The 24507-nt window shown below is 75.8% G+C and carries 20 protein-coding genes; 14 read left to right on the top strand and 6 right to left on the bottom strand.

The genetic code is table 11. The features are described 5' to 3' along the window. The first annotated feature begins 133 nt into the window (after positions 1-133). The 7 genes from GY42_RS15485 to GY42_RS15455 all read left to right on the top strand — a co-directional run bounded on the left by GY42_RS15485 (position 134) and on the right by GY42_RS15455 (position 10608). On the top strand, positions 134-1948 hold the full coding sequence (locus tag GY42_RS15485) for a glycerol-3-phosphate dehydrogenase/oxidase (RefSeq protein WP_046530000.1): 1815 nt from the start codon (positions 134-136) through the stop codon (positions 1946-1948). 116 nt (positions 1949-2064) lie between these two features. Next, a complete protein-coding gene (locus GY42_RS15480; protein ID WP_046529999.1) occupies positions 2065-2802 on the top strand; it encodes an MIP/aquaporin family protein in 738 nt (245 codons plus the stop codon). 45 nt (positions 2803-2847) lie between these two features. After that, positions 2848-4368 carry a glycerol kinase GlpK gene (gene glpK, locus GY42_RS15475; RefSeq protein WP_046529998.1) on the top strand — a complete coding sequence of 507 codons (1521 nt, stop codon included), beginning with the start codon at positions 2848-2850 and terminating at the stop codon, positions 4366-4368. 243 nt (positions 4369-4611) lie between these two features. After that, positions 4612-7674, top strand: coding sequence for a fibronectin type III domain-containing protein (locus GY42_RS15470; protein ID WP_152667350.1), 3063 nt, complete (start codon positions 4612-4614; stop codon positions 7672-7674). Between the two features lie 100 nt (positions 7675-7774). Beyond that, positions 7775-8569 (top strand): exodeoxyribonuclease III, encoded by a 795-nt coding sequence (locus tag GY42_RS15465; protein ID WP_046529996.1) that lies wholly within the window; start codon positions 7775-7777, stop codon positions 8567-8569. A gap of 105 nt (positions 8570-8674) precedes the next feature. After that, positions 8675-10021, top strand: a complete 1347-nt coding sequence (locus tag GY42_RS19205) for a DUF4190 domain-containing protein (protein WP_052748439.1) — start codon at positions 8675-8677, stop codon at positions 10019-10021. A gap of 131 nt (positions 10022-10152) precedes the next feature. Beyond that, on the top strand, positions 10153-10608 hold the full coding sequence (locus GY42_RS15455; protein ID WP_046529995.1) for a hypothetical protein: 456 nt from the start codon (positions 10153-10155) through the stop codon (positions 10606-10608). A gap of 31 nt (positions 10609-10639) precedes the next feature. Here the strand turns inward: GY42_RS15455 and GY42_RS15450 are convergent, their stop codons facing one another. Then, on the bottom strand, positions 10640-11362 hold the full coding sequence (locus GY42_RS15450) for a DedA family protein (RefSeq protein ID WP_307416117.1): 723 nt from the start codon (positions 11360-11362) through the stop codon (positions 10640-10642). Positions 11363-11419: 57 nt separating this feature from the next. Continuing rightward, positions 11420-14023, bottom strand: a complete 2604-nt coding sequence (clpB, locus tag GY42_RS15445; RefSeq protein ID WP_046529993.1) for an ATP-dependent chaperone ClpB — start codon at positions 14021-14023, stop codon at positions 11420-11422. Positions 14024-14193: 170 nt separating this feature from the next. On the opposite strand from clpB, the gene GY42_RS15440 reads away from it, so the two are divergent. The 3 genes from GY42_RS15440 to GY42_RS15430 all read left to right on the top strand — a co-directional run bounded on the left by GY42_RS15440 (position 14194) and on the right by GY42_RS15430 (position 15638). After that, positions 14194-14466: a type II toxin-antitoxin system VapB family antitoxin gene (locus GY42_RS15440; RefSeq protein ID WP_046529992.1), complete on the top strand. Its 273-nt coding sequence runs from the start codon at positions 14194-14196 to the stop codon at positions 14464-14466. Beyond that, complete coding sequence (locus GY42_RS15435) at positions 14463-14864, top strand: type II toxin-antitoxin system VapC family toxin (RefSeq protein WP_046529991.1); 402 nt, start codon at positions 14463-14465, stop codon at positions 14862-14864. Before GY42_RS15440 ends, GY42_RS15435 begins: the two co-directional genes overlap by 4 nt. Positions 14865-14981: 117 nt before the next feature. Beyond that, positions 14982-15638 carry a histidine phosphatase family protein gene (locus GY42_RS15430; RefSeq protein ID WP_046529990.1) on the top strand — a complete coding sequence of 219 codons (657 nt, stop codon included), beginning with the start codon at positions 14982-14984 and terminating at the stop codon, positions 15636-15638. 96 nt (positions 15639-15734) lie between these two features. Here the strand turns inward: GY42_RS15430 and GY42_RS15425 are convergent, their stop codons facing one another. Continuing rightward, complete coding sequence (locus GY42_RS15425) at positions 15735-16616, bottom strand: methyl-accepting chemotaxis protein (RefSeq protein ID WP_052748438.1); 882 nt, start codon at positions 16614-16616, stop codon at positions 15735-15737. A 1-nt stretch (position 16617) separates the two neighbouring features. Continuing rightward, complete coding sequence (locus tag GY42_RS15420; RefSeq protein WP_046529989.1) at positions 16618-17166, bottom strand: PAS domain-containing protein; 549 nt, start codon at positions 17164-17166, stop codon at positions 16618-16620. A 187-nt stretch (positions 17167-17353) separates the two neighbouring features. Between GY42_RS15420 and GY42_RS15415 the strand changes: the two genes are divergently transcribed. After that, positions 17354-18352 (top strand): alpha/beta hydrolase, encoded by a 999-nt coding sequence (locus GY42_RS15415; protein WP_236686818.1) that lies wholly within the window; start codon positions 17354-17356, stop codon positions 18350-18352. Between the two features lie 28 nt (positions 18353-18380). Here the strand turns inward: GY42_RS15415 and GY42_RS15410 are convergent, their stop codons facing one another. Further along, positions 18381-19436: a cation diffusion facilitator family transporter gene (locus GY42_RS15410; RefSeq protein ID WP_082131592.1), complete on the bottom strand. Its 1056-nt coding sequence runs from the start codon at positions 19434-19436 to the stop codon at positions 18381-18383. Between the two features lie 109 nt (positions 19437-19545). On the opposite strand from GY42_RS15410, the gene GY42_RS19515 reads away from it, so the two are divergent. The 3 genes from GY42_RS19515 to GY42_RS15395 are packed head-to-tail and all read left to right on the top strand — an operon-like array spanning position 19546 to position 21891. Further along, positions 19546-20322: a VOC family protein gene (locus tag GY42_RS19515; protein ID WP_052748437.1), complete on the top strand. Its 777-nt coding sequence runs from the start codon at positions 19546-19548 to the stop codon at positions 20320-20322. A 46-nt stretch (positions 20323-20368) separates the two neighbouring features. Further along, positions 20369-21094 carry a tRNA (guanosine(46)-N7)-methyltransferase TrmB gene (gene trmB, locus GY42_RS15400; RefSeq protein ID WP_046529988.1) on the top strand — a complete coding sequence of 242 codons (726 nt, stop codon included), beginning with the start codon at positions 20369-20371 and terminating at the stop codon, positions 21092-21094. 11 nt (positions 21095-21105) lie between these two features. Next, entirely contained in the window at positions 21106-21891 is a 786-nt protein-coding gene (locus GY42_RS15395; protein WP_236686817.1) for a LysR substrate-binding domain-containing protein, read from the top strand. Between the two features lie 33 nt (positions 21892-21924). Here the strand turns inward: GY42_RS15395 and GY42_RS19710 are convergent, their stop codons facing one another. Then, positions 21925-24306 (bottom strand): LuxR C-terminal-related transcriptional regulator, encoded by a 2382-nt coding sequence (locus tag GY42_RS19710; protein WP_052748436.1) that lies wholly within the window; start codon positions 24304-24306, stop codon positions 21925-21927. Between the last annotated feature and the right edge of the window lie 201 nt (positions 24307-24507).

Below are 24507 nucleotides of genomic sequence, written 5' to 3'. Positions count from 1 at the left end.
CACGTTCGTGCACTCCGGTTGCGCGTCCGTTCTGGACGTGATGACGATAACCGGGACGCGCCCGGCGGGCGAGGGGGCCACCGCCGTCCGACGCGTCCGACCGCACGGCTCCACCCGGGAGGGGATCCACCGCATGAGGACCGCACCGCTGACGGCACAGGCACGCCAGGACGCGCTGGCGGCGCTGCGCCGCAGCTCCGAGGGCGGCGGCGAGCTCGACGTGCTCGTGGTCGGCGGCGGCGTCACCGGCGCGGGCATCGCGCTCGACGCCGTGACGCGCGGGCTGTCGACCGCGGTCGTCGAGGCGCAGGACTGGGCGTCCGGCACGTCGAGCCGCTCGAGCAAGCTCGTGCACGGCGGCCTGCGCTACCTGCAGATGCTCGACTTCCACCTGGTGCGCGAGGCGCTCACCGAGCGCGACCTGCTGATCACGCGGATCGCACCGCACCTGGTCAAGCCCGTGAGCTTCCTCTACCCGCTGGAGAACCGCGTCTGGGAGCGCGCGTACGTCGGCGCGGGCGTCGCGCTCTACGACACCCTCGCGTCCGTCTCCGGCACGCGTCGCGCGATGCCGATCCACCAGCACCTCACCCGCAAGGGCATGGAGCGGCTGTTCCCCGACCTGCGGCACGACGCGGCGGTCGGCGCGGTCCGGTACTGGGACGCGAGCGTCGACGACGCGCGCCTCGTCGAGACCCTCGTCCGCACGGCCGTCAGCTACGGCGCCCACGCGGCGTCCCGCACGCAGGTCGTCGGGCTCGAGACCACCGCCGGCGGCGCCGTCACCGGCGCACGCGTGCAGGACCTCGAGACGGGCGAGGTGATCCCCGTCCGCGCCCGCCAGGTCATCAACGCCACCGGCGTGTGGACCGAGCAGACCGAGTCGCTCGCGGGCAGCGAGGGCGGTCTGCGCGTGCTGGCCTCGAAGGGCATCCACATCGTCGTGCCGCGCAAGCGGATCGAGGGCAACACGGGCCTGATCCTGCAGACCGAGAAGTCGGTGCTGTTCATCATCCCGTGGTCCCGCTACTGGGTGATCGGCACGACCGACACCCCGTGGGAGCAGGAGCTCACGCACCCCGTCGCGACGAGCGCCGACATCGACTACGTCATCGACCACGCCAACCAGGTGCTGTCGCGCCCGCTGACGCGTGACGACGTCATCGGCACGTGGGCCGGCCTGCGGCCGCTGCTGCAGCCGGGCACCAAGGAGGGCACGTCGTCCGCCAAGGTGTCGCGCGAGCACACGGTCGCCTCCCCCACGCCGGGCCTCACGGTCATCGCGGGCGGCAAGCTGACGACGTACCGCGTCATGGCCAAGGACGCGGTGGACTTCGCGCTCGGGTCGCGCGCCACGACGCTGCCGTCGATCACGCACGAGGTGCCGCTGGTCGGCGCCGAGGGCCTGCGCGTCGTGCAGCGCCAGTCCCGCGCGATCGCCGCGCGCTACGGCTGGGACCGCCCCCGCATGGACCACCTGCTGCACCGCTACGGCTCGCTGCTGCAGGAGCTCACGGACCTGTGCGACGAGCGCCCCGAGCTCGCACGCCCGCTGCAGCACGCACCCGCGTACATCGGCGCCGAGATCGTCTACGCCGCGAGCCACGAGGGCGCGCTGCACCTGGACGACGTGATGATGCACCGCACGCGGCTCAACTACGAGCAGTCCGACAAGGGCGTGGGCGCGCTCGACGAGATCGCCGACCTGCTGGCCCCCGTGCTGGGCTGGGACGACGCGACGCGGCGCCGCGAGATCGAGGCGTACGTCGCGCGCGCCGAGGCCGAGGACGCCGCGGCGGCCGAGCCCGACGACGCGTCCGCCGAGCGCGTGCGGCTGCGGGCGACCGACGTCGCTCCGCTCGTGCCGCTGGGGGACGACGACGTCGACCCCGGCACCAAGCCCGGCTCGCCCGCCGGACGCGGCACGTCCGGCCCGGCCGGCACCTGAGACCCCGGGGGTGCGGCGCCCCGCCGCACCGCACCCCCGGCCCACCGTCCCCTCGCGGACGGTGACCACCCGCGGCGGGGGCCCGCGTGACAACGACGTCGACGGAAGAGGTCGAAGTGGACTACACGATCGGTGATGCGTTCCTCTCGGAGACGCTCGGCACCGCCCTGCTCCTGCTGCTGGGTGCCGGCGTCGTGGCGAACGTGATCCTGCCGAAGACCAAGGGCTTCGGCGGTGGCTGGCTGCTCATCAACTTCGGATGGGGCCTCGGTGTGTTCGCCGGTGTGTACGCGGCGTACAAGTCGGGGGCGCACCTGAACCCCGCGGTGACCATCGGCATCTGGGCGTCCGGCGCGGACGAGTTCGCCAAGGGCATCCCGGTGACCGCCGCCAACGGGTTCCTCTACGTGACCGCGCAGATGCTCGGCGCCGCGATCGGCGCCGGCCTGGCGTTCCTCGCGTACAAGAAGCACTTCGACCAGGACGCCGACCCGGCGGTGAAGCTGGGCGTGTTCTCGACCGGCCCCGAGCTGCGCTCGTACGGCTGGAACTTCGTCACCGAGGTGCTGGCGACGTTCGTCCTGGTGTTCATCGTGCTCGCGTTCGGCAAGACCCCCGCCGAGCTCGGGCCGCTGGCCGTCGCGCTGCTCGTCGTCGGCATCGGCGCGAGCCTCGGCGGGCCCACCGGCTACGCCATCAACCCGGCCCGTGACCTCGGCCCGCGCATCGCGCACGCGCTGCTGCCCATCAAGGGCAAGGGCTCGTCCGACTGGGCGTACGCCTGGGTCCCGATCGCCGGCCCGCTCGTCGGCGGGATCCTCGCGGGCCTGCTGGCGCGCGTGTACATCGTCTGACCCCGCCCCCCCACCACCACGTCAGCCCCGACGGAGGGATCCCGCATGACCGACCAGTTCGTCCTGGCGATCGACCAGGGCACCACCTCGACCCGCGCCATGATCTTCGACCACGCCGGCAAGGTCGTCTCGGTGGGCCAGAAGGAGCACGAGCAGATCTTCCCCAAGGCCGGGTGGGTCGAGCACGACCCGACGGAGATCTGGACCAACACGCGCGAGGTCGTCGGCATGGCCCTGGGCCGTGCGAGCCTCACGCACGAGCAGATCGCCGCGGTCGGCATCACCAACCAGCGCGAGACGGCCGTCGTGTGGGACCGCGAGACCGGTGAGCCGGTGCACAACGCGATCGTCTGGCAGGACACGCGCACGCAGAAGATCTGCGACGAGCTCGCGGCGCTGGGAGGCGGCGCCGAGCGCTACAAGGACAAGGTCGGGCTGCCGCTCGCGACGTACTTCTCGGGGCCCAAGATCCGCTGGATCCTCGACAACGTCGAGGGTGCGCGCGAGAAGGCGGAGGCCGGGCGGCTCGCGTTCGGCAACACCGACTCGTGGGTGCTGTGGAACATGACCGGCGGCGTCAACGGCGGCATCCACGTCACCGACCCGACCAACGCGTCGCGCACCATGCTCATGAACATCGACTCGCTCACGTGGAACGAGGAGATCGCCGGCGAGATGGGCGTGCCCGTCTCGATGCTCCCCGAGATCCGCTCGTCGTCCGAGGTGTACGGCGAGGGCCGCAAGGGCGGTCTCCTGCCGGGCGTGAAGATCGCGGGCATCCTGGGCGACCAGCAGGCCGCGACGTTCGGGCAGGCGTGCTTCGAGGTGGGGCACGCCAAGAACACGTACGGCACCGGCAACTTCATGCTCATCAACACGGGCACCGAGCCGATCTCGTCGCAGAACGGCCTGCTGACGACCGTCTGCTACAAGATCGGCGACCAGCCGACCGTGTACGCGCTCGAGGGGTCGATCGCCGTGACGGGGTCGCTCATCCAGTGGCTGCGCGACAACCTGGGCATCATCTCGTCCGCCCCCGAGGTCGAGCAGCTCGCGGCCACGGTCGAGGACAACGGCGGCGCGTACTTCGTGCCCGCGTTCTCCGGCCTGTTCGCGCCGTACTGGCGCTCCGACGCGCGCGGCGCGCTCGTCGGCCTCACGCGGTACGTCAACAAGGGGCACATCGCGCGCGCGGCGCTCGAGGCCACGGCGTTCCAGACGCGTGAGGTGCTCGACGCCATGAACGCGGACTCGGGGGTGGACCTCACCGAGCTCAAGGTCGACGGCGGCATGGTCGCCAACGACGCGCTCATGCAGTTCCAGGCCGACATCCTCGGCGTCCCAGTGATCCGCCCGCAGGTCGCGGAGACCACGGCGCTGGGCGCCGCGTACGCCGCCGGCATCGCGGTCGGCTACTGGTCGGGCGAGCAGGACGTCATCGACAACTGGGCCGAGGACAAGCGCTGGGAGCCGTCGATGGACGGCGACGAGCGCGACCGGCAGTACCGGCTCTGGAAGAAGGCCGTCACGAAGTCGTTCGACTGGGTGGACGACGACGTGCGCTGACCGCACGACGACCGGCGCGCCCGCGCGCGCCGGTGAGGACGAGGGCCCGGGGCGGGGAGGCTCCGGGCCCTCGCCCTGTCCGGGACCGCCCGGTTCGCCCGCTCCGCCCCCTGGGTGCTACCACCCCTCTTCGCCGTCCAGGACGAACGTCCTGCTCGACTCCCTTCACCTGCGAGCCCGCCCCGCCGATGGGGCCGAGGACGCACCTCGAGCCCCGGGGAGCGACGAGGAGCGGAGGGACGCATGCGAGTGCGTCGGTGGATCACGACGACGGTGGCGACGGTGCTCGCCGCGGGGACGGTGGCGGTCACGTCCACGGCCGCGCAGGCCGCGAGCGCGGACGAGCTCGCGGCGGCCCTGCTGGGCGGCACGGACGCGCTCGCCTCGGCCGAGCTGCTGGCGCCCGCCCAGGCGAACGGCGCGTCGGCGGCCGTCATGACGACCCCGGTGGCGGGGTTCCCGACGCGCCCCGGCGGGTCGTACGTGGTGCTGTCGTCCGGGCGTGCGGACCAGCTGATCGGCGCGCAGGGCACGGCGGCCAGCACGTCGTGGTCGTCCACCGCGGTGCGGCCCAGCGTCTACGACGTGACGACGCTGCGCATCAGGCTCGACGTCCCCGCGCAGGCCAACTGCCTGCTGGGCGTGAGCTTCCGGTTCCTCTCCGAGGAGTACCCGCAGTACGTGGGCGACGTGTACAACGACGCGTTCATCGCCGAGGTCGGCCAGAGCACCTGGACGATCGGCGCGGGCAACACGATCGTCGCGCCCGACAACTTCGCGTTCGACGCGCAGGGCCGCGTGCTCAGCATCAACTCCGGCCTGTTCGGCGCCGGCTCGTCGCCCGCCGCCGAGGCCGCGGGCACCGTGTTCAACGGCGCCTCGCCGCTGCTCACGGCCGCGGTCCCGCTGCAGGGGGGCACGCAGCAGGACCTGTTCTTCACGGTGTTCGACCAGAGCGACGCGACGCTCGACTCGGCCGTCATCATCGACAACCTGCGCGTCGGCACGGTCGCGGACGTCGCGACGCAGTGCCGGCCCGGCGCGCAGCAGGCGCCGTCGGAGATCACGGTGACCGCGCAGCCGCCGACGCAGGTCGACGCCGACGGGACCGCCGACGACACGTACACGGTCCCGGCCGTCGAGGGCGTGCAGTACGCGGTCGACGGCACCCCGGTCGCGGCCGGCACGTACCCCGGCTCCGGCACGGTCGTGGTGACCGCGACCGCGCTGCCCGGGTACGTCCTCACCGGGGCGACCGAGTTCACGCTCGTCTTCACCGACGTCCGCCACGTGACGGCCACGCCCCCGACGCAGGTCGACACGTGGGGCACCGCCGACGACACGTACACGATCCCGTCGGTCGACGGCGTGCAGTACCTCGTCGACGGCAGCCCCGTCGCGCCCGGCACCTACCCCGGCACCGGCACGGTCGTCGTCGAGGCGGCCGCGCTGCCCGGCCACGTGCTCACGGGCCCGACCCGGTTCGAGCTGGTCTTCACCGACGTCCGCCAGGTCGCCGCGACCGAGCCCGCGCAGGTGGACACGTGGGGCACCGCCGACGACACCTACACGATCCCGTCCGTCGACGGCGTGCAGTACCTCGTCGACGGCAACCCCGTCGCGCCCGGCACCTACCCCGGCACCGGCACCGTCGTGGTGACCGCCGAGCCCGTCGAGGGTCACGTGCTGACCGGCCCCGCCGAGTGGGTGCTCACGTTCACGGACGTGCGGCAGGCCACCGCGGTCGCCCCCGGGTGGACCGACGCCGCGGGCACCGCCGACGACACCTACACGATCCCGTCGGTCGAGGGCGTGCAGTACTCGGTCGACGGCACGCCCGTCGCGGCCGGCACCCACCCGGGGACCGGCACGGTCGTCGTCGAGGCGAGCGCGCTGCCGGGCTACGTGCTCACGGGCCCGACCGCGTTCACGCTCACGTTCACCGACGTGACCCCGGTCGCGGCCGTCGCCCCCGACGTGCTGGACCGCCCCGGCACCGTGCGCGACCGCGTCGTGGTCCCGACGGTCCCGGGCGTCGTCTACCTGCTGGGCGACGAGGTCCTCGCGCCGGGCGAGCACGCGCTCACCGGAACGCACGAGATCACCGTCCGCGCCGCGGACGAGCGCCACGTCCTCACCGGCCCGACGCGGTTCACCGTCGTGCTGTCGGACGCCGACGTGCCCGGGCAGGTCACGGGCCTGACCGGCGGCGCCGGGCGCGAGCAGGTGTCCCTCACGTGGTCCCCGACGCCGACCGCGACGGGCTACCGCGTCCAGCGCAGCACGGACGGCAGCACCTGGACCGACGTCGCGACGACGGGCGCCCCGGCGGGCACCGTGCCGGCGACGGGCGGTGCCGCCTGGTACCGCGCGGCCGCGACGAACGACCTGGGCCAGGGCCCGTGGAGCGAGCCCGTGCAGGTCGCGCCCGCTCGCCCCGCCGACGCGCCGCGCGTGACGTCGGTCGTGCCGGGCAACCGGTCGCTGACGGTGACGTTCGAGGCGCCCGGGTCCGACGGCGGCGCGCCGGTCGAGCACTACGAGTACACGGTCGACGGCGGCGCGACGTGGGTGCGGGTCGACGGGTCGCCGTTCGTGGTGCGTCGGCTCACCAACGGCACGGCGTACGACGTCCGGGTCCGCGCCGTGACGGCGGCGGGGCCCGGCACGGCCGGGACCGGGACGGCCACGGCCCCGGCGGTCGTGCCCGTGACGGTCGACGGCACCGACGGGACGCCGACGGTGCCCACCGTGGCACCGGGCGCCGTGCTCGTGCGCTCGGACGACCGGCCCGTGGCCGCGACGCTCACGACCGGGCCCGAGGGCGTCACCGTCGCGGGCGACGGGTTCGGCGTGTCGCTGCGCGGGTTCGAGACCGACGGCTCGCCGCTCGCGGTGGACGGCGAGGGCCGGCTCGTGGTCGAGCAGGGCGGGTTCGTGTCCGTCACCGGCCACGGGTTCGCGCCGGGCAGCGAGGTCGACGTCTGGCTGTTCTCGACGCCGACCCTGCTGGGCACCGTGCCCGTGGGCGCCGACGGCACGTTCGCCGCGCGGCTCGCGCTGCCGGCGGGCATCCCGGCGGGGCTGCACACGGCCCAGCTGAACGGCACCGCGGCGGACGGCTCGCTGCGGTCGGTCGCGACCGGGCTGGTCGTGCGCGCCGCGCCCGGCGGCCCCGCGGCCGGCGCGGGTGCGCTGGCCGTGACGGGTGCGTCGACGGCGCCGCTCGCGCTCGCCGCGCTCGCGCTGCTGCTGCTCGGCGCCGGTGCGCTGCTCGCGGCGCGCCGCCGGGACGCGCGCGGCTGACGCCGCCCGCACGAGGTCGGGCCCGCTCCCCGGGTGGGGAGCGGGCCCGACCTGCGTCCGGGGCCCGCGTCGTCGGTGCCGCCGGGTAGCGTTCCGCCCCGTGCTGCTCGCGACCTGGAACATCAACTCGATCCGTGCCCGCGTGGACCGCGCCGTGGCCTTCCTCGAGCGCACGGGGGTCGACGTCCTCGCGCTGCAGGAGACGAAGGTCAAGGACGAGGCGTTCCCGCGCGAGCCGTTCGAGGCCCTCGGCTACGAGGTCGTCACGCACGGGTACTCGCAGTGGAACGGCGTCGCGGTGCTGTCCCGCGTGGGCGTCGCCGACGTCGAGCGCGGGTTCCCCGGGCAGCCGACGTGGGGCGACCCGGGCGTCGCCGAGGCGCGCGCGCTCGGCGTCACGTGCGGCGGCGTGCGCGTCTGGAGCCTGTACGTGCCGAACGGGCGCGAGGTCGGCGACCCGCACTACACGTACAAGCTCGACTGGCTCGCGGCGCTGCGCGACGCGGCGCAGGGCTGGCTCGCGACCGACCCGCGGGCGCAGGTCGCGATGGTCGGCGACTGGAACGTCGCGCCGCTCGACACCGACGTGTGGGACGTCGGCTGGTTCGCGGGACGCACGCACGTGACGCCCGCCGAGCGCGACGCGTTCACGGCGTTCGCGCACGCCGGCTACACCGAGGTCTCGCGCGTGCACCTGCCGGCCGAGCGCACGTTCACCTACTGGGACTACCAGCAGCTGCGGTTCCCGCGGGACGAGGGCATGCGCATCGACCTCACGTACGCGAGCCCGGCGCTCGCGGCGCGCGTCACGGGCGCGCGCATTGAGCGCGACGAGCGCAAGGGCAAGCAGCCGTCGGACCACGTGCCGGTCGTGCTGGAGATCGCCGAGCCGTGACGGGCGACCCGTGCGGGTGCGTCGACGCGCCCGCACGGGTGGTCGCGCCCCCGGCCCGTGGGCCCCGGGACGAACCCGTCATCCCGCTCCACTAGATTCGGCACCATGACGTCGACCCCCGAGGACCGCGACACCCCCGCCGCCGGGGCCGGTCCGGTCCAGGAGCCGCCCGCGGCCGAGCCCACCGTGTCCGAGCCGCCGGCGCCCGAGCCGCCCGCCGCACCGGGCGCGACCGCGTCCGCGACGTGGGGGACGTCCGCGTCGCCCGTGTACGGCGGCCAGGACACCCAGCCGCTCGCGGGGACCGCCCCGACGCAGCCGTTGCCGCCCGCGGGCGACACGCAGCCCCTCACGTGGGCCGCGCCGGCGCCGACGGCCCCGCTGCCCGCGGCGACCGGTGCACCGGCGCCGACGTCCGCGCCGCAGGACCCGTGGGCGGTCCGCGCCGACGCGACCTCGGGCGCGTCGGCGTCGCCCTACGGCGCCGCACCGACGCCGCCGCCGCTCGGGTCCGGCGGTGCGACGCCGCCGCCGCCCGGTGTCGGCGGCGGCGCGCCGACGTACGGCACGCCGCCCCCGCCGCCCGGCCCCGGCTACGGTGCGGCACCGCCCGCGGGCCCCGGCTACGGCGCCCCCGCCGGCCCCGGACCGTGGGGGCCGCCCGCGACCCCGGTCGACGGGCTCGCGATCGCGTCGGTCATCACGTCGGGCGCGGGCCTGCTGCTCATGCTCGGCGCACCGGGGCCGATCGGCATCGGGCTCGGCATCGGGTCGCTCGCGCGCATCAAGCGCACGGGCGCCCGCGGCCGCGGGCTGGCGATCACGGGCATCGTGCTCGGCGCCGTCGGCACCCTCGTGCTCGGCTTCATGGTGTGGCTCTTCGTGACGCTCGTCGCGTGGGGCCAGAGCACCGCCCAGCAGGCGTCCGACGCGCTGGGCAGCGACAGCCTCGAGCAGCTGCTGGAGGACCTCCAGAGCGGCAGCGGCTCGTCGGGATCGGGCGAGCTCGACGGACTGTTCGACGACCTGCAGGAGCAGCTCGACCAGCTCGACCAGGGCACGGGCTCCGACGCGTCGGGCACGCTCCCGCAGTACACGCTGCCCCAGGACGTCGCGGCCGGGACCTGCTACTCGACGTTCCCCGGCTACTACGACCTGTCCGACGCGATCCCGCTGCCGTGCGACGTCGAGCACGACGCGGAGGTCGTCGCGCTCGTCACCGCGACCGGTGCGCCCGCGACCGACCTCTCGGCCGACGACCCGGTGATGACCACGGCCCTCGACGAGTGCGCCGCGGCGATCGACGCGATCGACCCCGGCCTGCTCGAGCGCGGCTACGCCGACGTGTGGCTGCCGCACCCGGACCAGGTCGCCGCCGGTCAGCTCGTCGGGTACTGCATCGTCGAGGACGACGCGCCGCGCACCGGGTCGCTGCTGGGGGCGACCCCCTGACCTCCGCCGACGGGCCGGGCGGTGACGTCCCGGACGACCTGTACGCCCCGACGTACCGCGCCCCGGGGTGGCAGGAGGCCGCCGCCGACCACGCCCGCGCGCGGCGACGCACCGCGCTGGTCGCGGCGGGCGTGGGTGCGGTCGTCGTCCTCGCCGTCGCGGCGGTGGTCGGGACGCGCGCCGTCACGGCGGCGCGCAGCCGGCCGCTGCCGGCCGACGTGACGGCCCCGACGTCGGCGCACGTCGTGCAGCTCGTCACCGGGTCGTGCGTCGCCGCCCTGCCTGCGGACGGCGAGGTCGCGCGCGTGGACGTCGTGCCGTGCGCGCAGCCGCACGCGGCGCAGGTCGTCGCGCAGTACGCGTTCGACCCCGCGGCGGTGTGGCCCGGTCAGGCGGGCGCCGACGCGCGCGTGGCCCGCGCGTGCGTCCTGAGCGAGGACGAGCAGGCCGCGGGCGTGCGCGTGGTGACGTGGGCGCCGACGGAGCAGGGGTGGGGCCGCGGCGACCGCACGGGGCTGTGCCTCGCGGTGCCGCCCTCGCCGGTCACGGGCTCGTTCCTCGACGGCTCGGCGACACCGGCACCCTGACCCCGCGCCCCGGACGGGTGCACGACGTCCCTCAGGCGTCCGTGCGCTCGCCGCGCCGTGCCGCGCTCGCGGCGCGCCGGCGCTCGCCCCGGGCACCCGTGCGCGCCCACACGAAGTGCACGAGGACGGCCGCGATGACGACGTACACGACCGCGTTGAGCCAGTCGCTGTACCGGCCGACGTCCTCCCACTGCGAGCCCAGCAGGTACCCGGCCCACACCAGGCCGCCGTTCCACACGGCCGAGCCGACCAGCGTGTAGAGCGAGAACCGCCAGAAGGCCATGCCCTCGACCCCGGCCGGGATCGAGATGAGGCTGCGCACCACGGGCACGCACCGCCCGACCAGCACCGCGACGCCGCCGTGCCGCTCGAACCAGCCCTCGGCACGGTCGAGGTCGTCGACCTCCATGAGCGGCAGCCGCTCGAGCCAGCGGCGGATGCGCGCGCGCCCGACCCACGCGCCCAGCCCGTACAGGGCCCACGCACCGACCAGCGCACCGAGCGTGGCCGCCGCGACGGCCCAGGCGAGCGACATGCCGCCCTGCGACGCGACGTACCCGGCGACGGGCAGCACGACCTCGGACGGGATGGGCGGGAAGAGGTTCTCGAGCGCGACCAGCAGGCCGACGCCGACGGGGCCGAGCGCGTCGATCACGGACACGACCCACCCGGCGAGCCCGGTGAGCTCGCCGCCGCCGGCGGCGTGCAGGACGGTGGCGGGCGCGAACGGCAGCATGTCGACGGATGCTGCCACGCGGACCACCGGTGCGCGCGCCGACCCCGCCGCACGGGCGGGGTCGGCGCGCGGCGGTCAGCGGGTCGCGTGCACCGTCAGGCCGCCGTCGGCGAGGTCGACGTGGACGGTGTCGCCGTCGCGCACCTCGCCCGCGAGCAGGCTGCGCGCGAGCCGGTCGCCGATCTCCTTCTGCACCAGGCGGCGCAGCGGACGCGCCCCGTACGCGGGGTCGTAGCCCTCGAGCGCGAGCCACTCGCGCGCGCCCTCGGAGACGTCGAGCGTGAGACGACGGTCCGCGAGCCGCTGCGCGAGCGCGTCGACCTGCAGGTCGACGATCCGCCCGATCTCCGCGATCGTCAGCGCGTCGAACAGCACGACGTCGTCGAGCCGGTTGAGGAACTCCGGCTTGAACGCCGCCCGCACGGCGCCCATGACGGCGTCCCGCTTCGACGCCTCGTCGAGCGTCGGGTCGACGAGGAACTGCGAGCCGAGGTTCGACGTCAGCACGAGGATGACGTTGCGGAAGTCGACCGTGCGGCCCTGGCCGTCCGTCAGACGCCCGTCGTCGAGCACCTGCAGCAGCACGTCGAACACCTCGGGGTGCGCCTTCTCGACCTCGTCGAGCAGCACGACCGAGTACGGCCGGCGCCGCACGGCCTCGGTGAGCTGACCGCCCTCCTCGTAGCCGACGTACCCCGGGGGCGCGCCGACGAGCCGGGCGACCGAGTGCTTCTCGCCGTACTCGCTCATGTCGATGCGCACCATGGCGCGCTCGTCGTCGAACAGGAAGTCCGCGAGCGACTTCGCGAGCTCGGTCTTGCCGACGCCCGTGGGCCCGAGGAACAGGAACGAGCCGGTCGGACGGTCGGGGTCGGAGATCCCGGCCCGCGCGCGGCGCACCGCGTCGGACACCGCCGCGACGGCCTTCTTCTGCCCGATGAGCCGCTCGCCCAGGACGTCCTCCATGCGCAGGAGCTTCTGCGTCTCGCCCTCGAGCAGGCGGCCCGCGGGGATGCCGGTCCAGGCCGCGACGACCTCGGCGACCTCGTCGGGCCCGACCTTCTCGGCGATCATCGGGGTCTGCTCGGTCGCGAGCTCGCCGTCGAGCGCCGCCTCGGACGCCTCGGCGTCGGCGATCTCCTTCTCGACCGCGGGGATCTCGCCGTACATGATCCGCCCGGCGGTCGCGAGGTCGCCGTCGCGCTGCGCACGGTCGGCGTCGGCGCGCAGCTGGTCGAGCCGCGCCCGCAGGTCGCCGACCCGGTTGTGGCCGGCCTTCTCCTTCTCCCAGCGCGCGTTGAGCGCCGCGAGCTCCTCGCGGCGGTCGGCGAGGTCGGCGCGCAGCTTCTCGAGCCGGTCGCGCGACGCGGGGTCGTCGGCCGTCTCGAGGAACTGCTCCTCCATCTCCAGGCGCGTGACGGCGCGCTGCAGCTCGTCGATCTCGACGGGCGAGGAGTCGAGCTCCATGCGCAGCCGCGACGCGGCCTCGTCGATGAGGTCGATGGCCTTGTCGGGCAGCTGACGGCCGGTGATGTAGCGGTCGGACAGGGTGGCGGCGGCGACGATCGCACCGTCGGAGATCTCGACGCGGTGGTGCGCGGCGTACCGCTCGCGCAGGCCGCGCAGGATCGCGACGGTGTCCTCGACCGACGGCTCGCCGACGAAGACCTGCTGGAAGCGGCGCTCGAGCGCGGGGTCCTTCTCGATGCGCTCGCGGTACTCGTCGAGCGTGGTGGCGCCGACCAGGCGCAGCTCGCCGCGGGCCAGCATGGGCTTGAGCATGTTGCCCGCGTCCAGTGACGACTCAGGGCCCGAGCCGCCCGCGCCGACCACGGTGTGGAGCTCGTCGATGAACGTGATGATCTGCCCGTCGGAGCCGGTGATCTCGGCCAGCACGGCCTTGAGCCGCTCCTCGAACTCGCCGCGGTACTTGGCGCCGGCGACCATCGAGGCCAGGTCGAGCGAGACGAGCGTCTTGCCGCGCAGCGACTCGGGGACGTCGCCCGCGACGATGCGCTGCGCGAGGCCCTCGACGACGGCGGTCTTGCCGACGCCGGGCTCGCCGATGAGCACGGGGTTGTTCTTGGTGCGGCGCGAGAGCACCTGCACGACGCGGCGGATCTCGGCGTCGCGGCCGATCACGGGGTCCAGGCGACCCTCGCGGGCGCGCTGCGTGAGGTCGACGCCGTACTGCTCGAGCGCCTTGTACGTGCCCTCGGGGTTGGGGCTCGTGACGCGCCCGTTGCCGCGCACGGTGGGCAGCGCGGCGACGAGCGCGTCGCGCGAGGCGCCGGCGGCGCGCAGCGCGTCGGCGACGCCCGACTGCCCGGCGGCGAGGCCGATGAGCAGGTGCTCGGTGGACACGTAGTCGTCGCCGAGCGCGCGGGCCTCGGCGTTGGCGGCCTCGATCGCGGCGGCGGTCTGGCGCGACGCGCTCGGCTGCGCGACCGACGAGCCGGTCGAGGACGGCAGGTTGACGAGGATGCCGCGCACGGCGCGTCCGAGCGCGCCGCGGTCGGCTCCGACGGCGTCGAGCAGGCCGTTGGCAACGCCGCCGTCCTGGCGCAGCAGCGCGTCGAGGACGTGGGCCGGCTCGAGCTGGGGGTTGCCGGCGGCGCTCGCGGACTGGATGGCGTCGCCGAGCGCCTCCTGCGAGCGGGTCGTGAACTTCGCGTCCAAGGGTTCCTCCTGTGCGGGTGACGCACGTCGTCGGGATGTGTCTGCCAGTCCCAACCGCTGACGAACTTGAGTCTATTCCGCTCAACTTCACGCAGCACGTCGGGCATGCGACGGTGCCCGGGCGTCTCCACCACGGTAGACAGCGCAATAGACCGGGGTAGACTCCGACCATGTCGCTCAACATCAAGAACGAGCGGACCCATGCGCTCGTCCGCCGCCTCGCCCACCTCACGGGCCAGTCGCAGACCGCGGCGGTCGAGGACGCGGTCGCGCGGCGCCTGGCCGAGGTCGAGTCCCTGGCACCGACGGGCCACGTCGACACCCGCTGGGTCGACGTGCAGCACCTGCTCGTCGAGTACCGGGCCGACCTCACACCGCAGGACCGGGCCCGCATCGCCGACGCCGACGCCGACCTGTACGACGAGCTGGGGCTGCCCCGGTGATCGTCGACACGTCGGCCGTCGTCGCGATCCTGCTCGGGGAGCCGCACGCCGAGGCGCTCGCCCGCACCGTCCTGAGCGCCTCCCACGCGCGCATGTCCGCCGCGACGTTCGTCGAGCTGTCGGCCGTCGTGGCGCAGCGTGACGCCCCGCAGCAGCGGCGGCGCGTCGAGCACCTCCTCGACCGCCTGGGCGTCGAGGTCGTCGCCCTGACGCCCGAGCACGCGCGCCTCGCGGCCGAGGCGTACCGCGAGTTCGGCCGCGGCAGCGGGCACCCGGCGCGCCTCAACCTCGGGGACTGCTTCTCCTACGCCCTCGCGTCCGCGCTCGACGAGCCCCTGCTGTTCGTCGGCGACGACTTCGCACGGACCGACCTGCGCCCGGCGTGGTCGCCGGGCTGACGGAGCCCACGGGCGCCCGCCGCCCACGCGTCGGCCCGCTGTCACGCCGTCGTCACCGCCCCGCCACCCGCGGCTCCTAGCGTCGGGCGCGACCGACGAGCAGAGAGCAGGGCACCGATGACCCTCACCATGACCCTCGTCCGCCACGGGCGGACCCACTTCAACGCGCGCCGCATCCTGCAGGGCCGCTGCGACTCCCCCCTCACGCGCGACGGCCGCGCGGGCGTGCGGACCACCGCGCGCCACCTCGCCGCGACACCCTTCACCGCCGCGTGGGCGTCGCCGTCGGGGCGCGCCGTCGCGACGGCCGTCGAGCTGCTGCGCCACCACCCCGACGTGCCGCTGCGCACCGACCCCGGGCTGCTGGAGTACGCGTTCGGCGTGTACGAGCAGAAGGCCGAGCGCGTGCTCGACGAGGTCGTCGCGTGGCCCGACCTCGTCGCCGACGTGCTCGCCGGCACGCACCCCGGCCTGCCGGGCGGCGAGAGCGGGCGCGACTTCATGGCCCGCACGCGCGACGTGTTCGCGCGCATCGCGGCGACGCACGACGAGGGTCACGTGCTCGTCGTCGGCCACGGCCTCGCGCTCGGCGCGTACCTCGCGACGGTCGACGACGTGGGCCTGGTCCCGCTGCCGAACGCGTCGGTCTCGACCGTCGAGGTCGAGCGCGACGGGTCCGTGCGGCTGACGAGCGTCGCGGTCGACGTCGCGCAGCAGGGGCACGTCGCCGCGCGGCCGATGCGCGTCGAGGTGCCCGTCCCGTCCGTCGCCTGACGGAGGTCGCGCGGCAGCACCCGTACGGCCCGCCCGGCCGGACCCGGTCACCGACCGCGGTCCGGCCGGGTGCGGCGCACGGGCCGGACCGGACCGTCAGACCTCCGCGACCCGCCCCACCTCGTCGCGCAGCTGCTCGGCCAGCCGCGCGAGACCCGCGTCGCCCGCGGCCTGCGCGATCGCGACGACCTGGCCGTCCATCTCCTGCATGACCTCGCCGAGCCCCGCGAGCACCTCGACGCCGTGCGTCGCGGCCTGCTGGGCCGCCGCCACGTCGGCCGCGATCCGGTCGGACGACGCGGCCGCCTCGTCCGCGAGCCGCCGCACCTCGCCCGCGACGACCGCGAACCCCGCCCCCGCGTGCCCGGCGTGCGCCGCCTCGATGGTCGCGTTCAGCGCGAGCAGGCGCGTGCGGGCCGCGACGTCGCGGATGACGCCCGCGGCCTCGCCGATGCGGCGCGACGTGTCCTCGAGCGCCTGCACCGCGGCGCCCGCGGCCTCCACCTGCGCGAGACCCGCCCGCGACGACTCCGCGAGCGTCGCCGCCGACGCGCCGAGCTCGACCGACGCGGCGGCGACGTGCGACGACACCTCGACCGCCTGGTCGACGACCTGGTCGCGCACCTCCTGCTGCCCGGCGAGCGCCGCGGCGGCGCCGGCGAGCTGCTCGCGCGAGCCGTCGATGCGTCGCGCGCCGCCGCGGAACGTGCCGGGCAGGCCGCGCGTGAGCAGCTGGCGGTGGTAGCGGCCGTGCGACGCGGCCTCGAGCGTCGCGCCGGACTCGCGCACGTAGGCGTCGACGACGTCGAGCACGCGGTTGAGCGCCGTGCGCAGGTCCTCGAGCTCGGGCCCCATCGCGGGGACGCGGCGCTCGAGGTCGCCGTCGGCCGCGGCGTGCAGCACCTGCGTGATGAGCTCGAGGGTCGCGAACGGGACGCCGGTCGGCGTCGCGTCGGCGACGGGTGCGCGTCGTGCCACGTCAGGCCTCCCGCTCGGAGTCGGAGATGATCGACCACACCAGCTCGTCGTACGTCGTGCCCGCGCCCGCGAGGTGCTCGCGCAGGGCGGCCATGGACGCCGTGACGGCCGCCTTCGCGGTGGGCTGCGCGCGCTCGACCTCGAGCAGGCGGCGGTACAGCGGCCGCACCGCGGCGATCGCCGCGGGCTGCGGCCAGCGCCGGTTGGAGTGGTGCCCGACGATCGTGCCGTCGGGACCGAAGGTGGGCGTCACGTGCGCGAGGACCCAGTACGACGCGCCGTCGGCCGCGAGGTTGAGCACGTACGCGAACACCTCGTCACCCGCGCCGATCGCGTCCCACAGCACCTGGAACACGGCGCGCGGCATGTCGGGGTGCCGGATGACGTTGTGGGGCCGGCCGAGCAGGTCGGCCTCGGCGTAGCCGCTGACGCGCAGGAACACGTCGTTGGCGTACGTGATCCGACCCCGCGGGTCGGTCTTGGAGACGATGATCTCGTCCCGCCCGAACGTGCGCTCGACCCCGCTGGGGACCACCGGCACCGCGTGCATGCGACCGCCTCTCCGTGGTCGGGCGCCTCCCGGCCGGTGGGTCCATCGGCAGCGCGCGGGCCGTCCGGAGGGGACGTAAGTCCACTTCACCCGGGGTTCACCCGATCTTCCCGGACGCCCGTCCAGGTCACCTCACCCCGCGTCCTCACCCCCGCCGACCGCGGCACCGCGTGGCAGGATCGGGGACGTGGCCGACGACGACGCGCGCGCGAGGCGCGACCTGTGGGACCGCGAGACGTCCGACGTGCTCGGCAACCGCTGGCGCGCGCGCACGCTGCACCTGCGCCCCGACGACGTCGCGCGCCGCACCGGCGTCGACCCCGTCGCGACGCTCGTGCGCCGCGTGCCCGACGGTGAGCCGTCGCGACGCGCCGTGCTCTATCTGCACGGGTTCGTCGACTACTTCTTCCAGACGCACGTGGGCGACGCGCTCGCCTCGGCGGGCTGGGACACCTACGCGCTCGACCTGCGCGACCACGGCCGGTCGATCCGGCCCGGGCGGCCGCCCAACGAGACCACCGACCTCGGCGTGTACGCGCAGGAGATCGACGCGGCCGTCCGCGCCGTGCGGCTCGACCACGACGAGGTCGTGCTGCTCGGCCACTCGACCGGCGGACTCACGGCCGCGCTGTGGGCCGACGCGCGGCGCGGGCTGGGGCTCGTCGACGCGCTCGTGCTGAACTCGCCGTGGCTCGACCTGCGGGGCTCGTGGGCCGAGCGCACGGTCGTGACGCGCGCGATCGACCGCGTGGGGCGCGTCGCGCCGCAGGTCCGGCTGCGCGGCCTCGCACCGCACTACGGCCGTGCGCTGCACGCCGCGACGGGCGGCGAGTGGGACTACGACCTGACGTGGAAGCCGCACGAGGGCTTCCCGGTGCGGGCCGGGTTCGTGCGCACCGTGCGCCGCGGGCACGCGCGCGTGGCCCGCGGGCTCGCGATCGACGTGCCCGTGCTCGTGCTCGCGTCCGACGCCGCGGGGCCCGACGACGTCGAGCACGACGCGCTGCTGTCGACCGACTCGGTGCTCGACCCCGCGCAGATCGCGGCGCGCGCGCACCTGCTGGGGACCGACGTGACGTTCGTCGAGGTGCCGGGCGGTGCGCACGACCTCGCGCTGTCGGCGCCGGACGTGCGCGAACGGTACCTGCGCGAGGTCGTGACGTTCCTGCAGGAACGCATCGGCTGACGCCGCCGACCACGCCGGCCCCGCCGGCTCAGGCGGGCGGCGGCACGAGCGACGGCTCGTGCGGCTCGGCGAGCGACAGCACGACGCCGACGACGCCGGGGATCGCGCGCACGTCCCGCTCGACCTGCGCGAGCAGGTGCGACGCCTCCTCCTCCCCCGGGTCGCCCACGAGGTCGACGGCCCCGGTGAGCAGCACGCGCCGCGCACCGACGACCTCGATGTGCAGCTGCGTCACGCGCGCGACCTGCGGCAACGCCAGCAGGCGTCGCAGCGCGGCGGCCTGCAGCACGGGGTCCACGGTCTCGCCGACCAGGAAGCGCAGGTTGCGGCCGATGAGCACGAACGCGACGTACCCGAGCAGCAGCCCGACGAGGATCGACCCGACCGCGTCGGGCACGCTCGAGCCCGTGACCTCGTGCGCCGCGATGCCCGCCGCGGCGATGACGATGCCGACCAGTGCGGCCGCGTCCTCGAAGAACACGGCCCGCACGGTCGGGTCCGACGTCGCGAGCACCTGCTCCAGCAGGCCCCGCTCGCGGCGCCGCGCCTCGGCGCGCGACTGCCGCCACGCCTGCACGAACGACACCGACTCCAGCACGAACGCGATCGCGAGCACCAGGTACGCGACCGGGAAGTCGGTCGCCGGCTCGGGGTGGAGGAGCTCCTGCACGCCGTGCGTGACCGACACCCCGGCCCCGACCGCGAACAGCCCGATCGCGGCGAACATCGACCACACGTAGACCTCGCGGCCGTACCCGAACGGGTGCGCGGCGTCCGGTGCGCGCGCGGCGCGGCGCTGCGCGACCAGCAGGAACACCTCGTTGCCGGTGTCCGCCCACGAGTGCGCGGCCTCGGCGAGCATCGACGCCGCGCCCGTCAGCACCGCCGCGACCGTCTTGGCCACGGCGACGAGCGCGTTGGCCGCGAGCGCGAGCACGACGGTGAGCGTGGACTCACCGCCCGGCTCGTCGTCGCCCGCCGGCGTCAGCGCGTCGAGCGCGTCGCCCGCGGGCGACGCGTCGCCGCCCGCGGCACCGTCGGGGGCGTCACGGTCGGGCGGTGACGGGCGCGTGACGTCGGTCATGGTCCTGGCGTAGCACGCGGACCCGTGGTGCGCGACGCGGGCGCGGGTGGTTGGCTGTGCTCCGCCGCCGCGGTCCCGCGCGCGGCCGTCGACCCGCAGGAGCCGTGCCGTGACCCTGAGCCCCAGCCCGTGGCCCGCCGGCGTCCCCGGCTGGGCGGACATGGTCGTCACGGAGCTCGCGCCCACGCAGCGGTTCTACGGCGGCCTGCTGGGCTGGCAGTTCGTGGTGGGCGGGCCCGAGACCGGCGGGTACGTCACGGCGACGCTCGACGGCTGCGCGGTCGCGGGCCTCGCGGTCGCCGACGTGCCGAGCCCCGCGGGGTGGTGCGTGTACCTCGCGACCGACGACGTCAGCGCGACCACCGCGCGGGCCGTCGAGGCCGGCGCGACCGTCGTCATGGGCCCCACCACCGAGCTCGACCTGGGCCGCCGCGCGGTGCTGATCGACCCGACCGGTGCCACCGTCGGGCTGTGGGAGTCCGGCCGGCAGACCGGCTGGGAGGTCACCGACGTGCCCGGCGCGTTCGTGTGGGCCGAGCAGATGTCGCACGACCCGGCCGCCGCGCGCCGCTTCTACACGGCGCTGTTCGGGTACGAGCAGCAGGACATGAGCGCGCCCGACTTCACGTACACGTCGCTCGGCATCGGCGGCTCGCCCGCCGCGGGCGTCGGCGGCTACGGGCCCGGCGCGGGCGACGTGCCCGCCGCGTGGACCTGGTACGTCGCGGTCGAGGACGCCGACGCGATCGCACCCCTGGTCGCGTCGCTCGGCGGCGAGGTCGTCAGCGGCCCCGAGGACACGCCCTACGGGCGCGTGCTGCTGGTCCGCGGGCCGGCCGGCGAGGTCCTCGCGCTGGTCGAGCAGCCGGACGACATGACCGCCTGACGCTCGCCGGAGCGGGCCACGGAGCACGGCTGCGTAGGGTGGGCCCGTGCGGCCCGACGTCTTCACCCACCGCGCGTCGCGACCCCACGAGCCGCTGCGCACGTTCCACCCGCGCCGCGCACCCCTGGGGCGGGACCGCACCGACGCGCTCGAGCGGCTCTTCGACCGCTGGGGCTTCTCGGTCGACGACGACCGCGTGCCGCCGCCGCGCACGCCCGACGGGCTGCTCGACACGGCCGCGCTGTTCGGCCGCACCGCGCCGCTGGTCGTCGAGATCGGCTCGGGCATGGGCGACGCGACCGCCGCGATGGCCGCCGCCGACCCCGACCGCGACTGGCTCGCGGTCGAGGCGCACCTGCCGGGCGTCGCGGCGCTGCTGCTGCTCGTCGAGCGCGAGGGCCTGACCAACGTCCGGGTCGCGCACGGCGACGCGCTACGCCTGCTGCGCACCGCGGTCGCGCCCGGGTCGCTCGACGCGGTGCACGCGTTCTTCCCCGACCCGTGGCCCAAGGCCCGGCACCACAAGCGCCGCCTCGTGCAGCCCGCGCACGTCGCGCTGCTGCGCGACCGGCTGCGCGTCGGCGGCACGCTGCACGTCGCGACCGACTGGGCGGACTACGCGACGCAGATGGTCGACGTGCTCACCGCCGACCCCGACCTGGCCGGCGGCGCGGTCGAGCGGCCCGCGCACCGGCCCGTGACGCGGTTCGAGCAGCGCGGCCTCGACCTGGGCCACGAGGTCACCGACGTCGTCGTGCGGCGCGTCCGGTGAGGCTGCTCCTGGTGCCCGGCACCAGCCCCGACCGGTGGTCGCGCGTGTGGCGCGAACGCCTGCCCGACGACCCGCTCGACGTCGTGCACGCCGAGCCCGCCGCCGCGGTCGCCGCGGTGCTCGCGGGCGACGTCGACGCGGCCGTGCTGCGCCTGCCGCCCGCACCCGCCGACGGCGCGGCCCTCACGCCGCCCCCGGGCCTGCCCACGACGACGCCCACGACCCGCGACGGCTGGGCCGTCGTGCCGCTGTGGACCGAGACGACCGTCGTCGTCGTGCCCGCCGACCACGTGCTCACGGTCGTCGACGAGGTCGACGTCGCGGACCTCGCGGGCGAGACGCTGCTGGTCCCCGCCGACGACGTGCTCGGGTGGACCCCCGCCGGCGTCGACGTCGTCGAGGTGCCGGACGCCGCGACGGGCGCCGACCTCGTCGCGAGCGGCGCCGGGCTGCTCGTCGTGCCGCACGCGCTCGCGCGCCTGCACGACCGACGCGGCACGACCGTGCGCCCCGTGCCCGACGCGCCCGGGTCCCGGCTCGCGCTCGTGTGGCGGACCGACACCGAGCACCCGCACGCGCAGGAGCTCGTCGGGATCGTGCGCGGCCGCACCGCGGGCAGCTCGCGCGGGGACGCGCCGGCCGCGAGCGGCGGGGCGCGCGACGGGCGCGGCACCCGACGCGACGGGCGCGGTGGCGGCGACGCGCCGACGCCGCGCCGGACGGGCCGGCCGACGCCCCGCACCCCGGGCCGCGGCGAGAGACGCCCCCGCGGCGGTGGAGGCGGACGCGCGCGCTGACACCCGCCCCGGCGGCCACGGCACGACGAGGCGTCAGCCCCGCCGGCCGACGCCGGTGGTCACCACCACCCGGGCGAGCTCGCGCCGCGACGGGATCCCGAGCTTGCGGCACGCGTGGTAAACGTGCGACTCGACGGTCCGCACGGACAGCACCAGGCGGTCCGCGACCTCGCGGTTCGTCAGCCCCTGCCCCACGAGCAGGGCGACCTCGAGCTCACGGTCCGACAGCACGGCGTCGACGCGGCCCGGCACCGACGCGCCGCCGTCGGCGTCCGGGGCGATCCCCACACGCCCGCCCGTCACGGTGAGCCGCTGCACGATCCGTTCGAGGCGCGGCGCCGCCGCGACGGCCGCACGCACGGGCGTCAGGTCGACCGAGGTCGCGTCGTGCGCCGCGGGCCACGCCTCGACCACGCGCGCCGCCATGTCGACGAGCGGGAAGGCGCGGTGCTCGGCCGGCGCCGTCGCGAGCGCGCGGCGTGCGCCGGTGTCGTCACCGAGCGCCGCCCGCGACGACCCGAGCGCGCACACCAGCAGCGCCCGCAGCACCCCGGCCCGGCCGGCGGGCACGCGTGAGGCCGCCGCCGCGAGCTCCTCGACGACCGCGGCACCGTCGCCACGGTCGAACGCGAGGCACGCCCACGCGACGTTGACGAGCCCGACCTCCGCCGGTCCGCCGCGGACCCCGGCGGCGAGCGTGCACGCCACCACCCAGTCTTCGAGGTCGTCGGGACGGTGACCGCCCAGCGCCGCGGCCGCCGCCAGCGTGCACAGCGCCCACAGCTCGTCGTCGAGGCCGACCGTGCGCCCGCCGACCGGGTCGCGCAGCAACGCGCGCGTCTCCCGCGCGAGCCGCTCCGCCTCGGGGTGCGCGCCGAGCACCACCGCCGCGAACGTCGCGAGCGCGGCCGCCCGCACCGCCGTGCGCGGGTGCGCCGCACCGTCGAGCGCGTGGCGCGCCGCGATCAGCGCACGGTCCCAGTCGAGCGTGAGCGCCGCCCGCTCGGCGCGCAGCAGCACCAGCTCGGCCCGCGCGACGCCGCGCACCTGCTCGGGGAACGTCGGCACCTCGACGCGCGCGTCCGGCGGCACCCACCGCACGAGGTCCGTCCAGCAGCGCACGTACCGCAGCAGGCTCGTCGGCCCGAGCCGCTCGGGCTCGACGCGTTCGAGCTCGGCGCGCGCCCGCGCGTCCTCGCGCAGCGCGAGCAGCGCGACCGTGCGCTCGAGCAGCACCTCGGGCGCGGCGGCGGGCACGCCCGGCATGGTCGTCCACGCGAGCGAGCGCTCGTGCCGCCCCGTGCTGTTCGCGTAGCGCGCCGCGCCCACCACCAGCCGCGCCCACGTCGACGGGTGGGCGGCGTTCCACCCCTCGTCGGGCGAGCGCACCGACGCGCGCGCCACCACGAACGACGCGAGCACGTCCGACACCGGGCCCGTGGCCCGCTCCAGCACGTACCGCTCGACGCCCGCCAGCACACCCTCGACCGCGGCGTCGTCGAGCTGCTGCTCGACGACCAGCGCCGTGAGCCGGCGGACGTACAGGCCGCGCCGCGGGCCGTCGTCGACCATCGCGAGCCGCCGCGTCACGAGGCCGTCGACCCGCTCGGCGCCGAGCACGAGGCACGCCTCGCTGTAGGGCAGGCCCGGCAGGTGCCGCAGCACGACCAGCGCCTCCCGCACGGCCGGCCCGAACGTCACCGCCTCGACCGTCAGCGCGTCCCGCAGGCCGGGCACCTCGACGAGGTCCAGCGGCAGCTCCAGCGGGTCGCCGCCCGCGCGGTCGCGGCGCACCGCCTCGGCGACGAGCTCGCGCAGCACGGTGCGCGACCCCCGGGCGCGCGCGACCAGGATGCGCCGGGTCGCGCGGTCCAGCGGGTGCCCGCCGCCGAACGCGTCGACCAGCGCGTCGGCGTCGGCCCGCTCCGGCTCGCGCAGGTCGTGCCGCACCAGCCGGTGCGCGAGCCACAGGTCGACCAGCCGGGCGCGGACCGCCACGGCGTGCGCCGGCTCGCCGTCGCGGCGCGGCGCGATCGCGAGCACCAGGTGCACGCTGCCGCGCGCGAGGCCCCGCACGAGGCGGTCCACGGTCGTGTCGTCGAGGTCCTCGGCGTCGTCGACGACGACGACGAGCGGCGCCGCGGGTGACGCGGCGTCGAGCCGTGCGACCCCCTCGTCGTCGAGCACGCCCTGCGGCAGGGACGCGAGCGGTGCGGCCGCACGGAGCACGAGCGGGTCCAGGCCCGCGTCGCGCATGAGCGCCACGACCGCCCGCACGAGGTGCGTCTTGCCCGAGCCCAGCGGCCCCACCACGAGGGCGCCGCGGCCCGTCGTCGCGTCGTCGAGCACCGCGCGGGCGTCGCGGTCCTCGCCGATCACCGTCCCGTCGTGGCCGTCGTGCCGTGCCGTCGTCATGCCGTCCCCCTGGTCCCCCCTGCCCCCTGCCGACGCACCGGGGGGAGGCGCGTCCGTTCCACCGTACGTAGTCGCGGGCGTCACCACCGACCGCTACTGGGTTCCTTCACCCAGACCGGACCTGCAGATACGGGTCCGCATGCCCGCCCGGTACGGAACCGTCACGGTGCGTCCGATTCGTCCGCCCCTGTCGACCTAGCG

It is taken from the genome of Cellulomonas sp. FA1 (genome assembly GCF_000986825.1).
GTDB classification, from domain to species: Bacteria; Actinomycetota; Actinomycetes; order Actinomycetales; family Cellulomonadaceae; genus Cellulomonas; species Cellulomonas iranensis.
The sequence above is the reverse complement of the archived record's forward strand: the minus strand, read 5'-3'. Positions and strand labels throughout refer to the sequence as shown.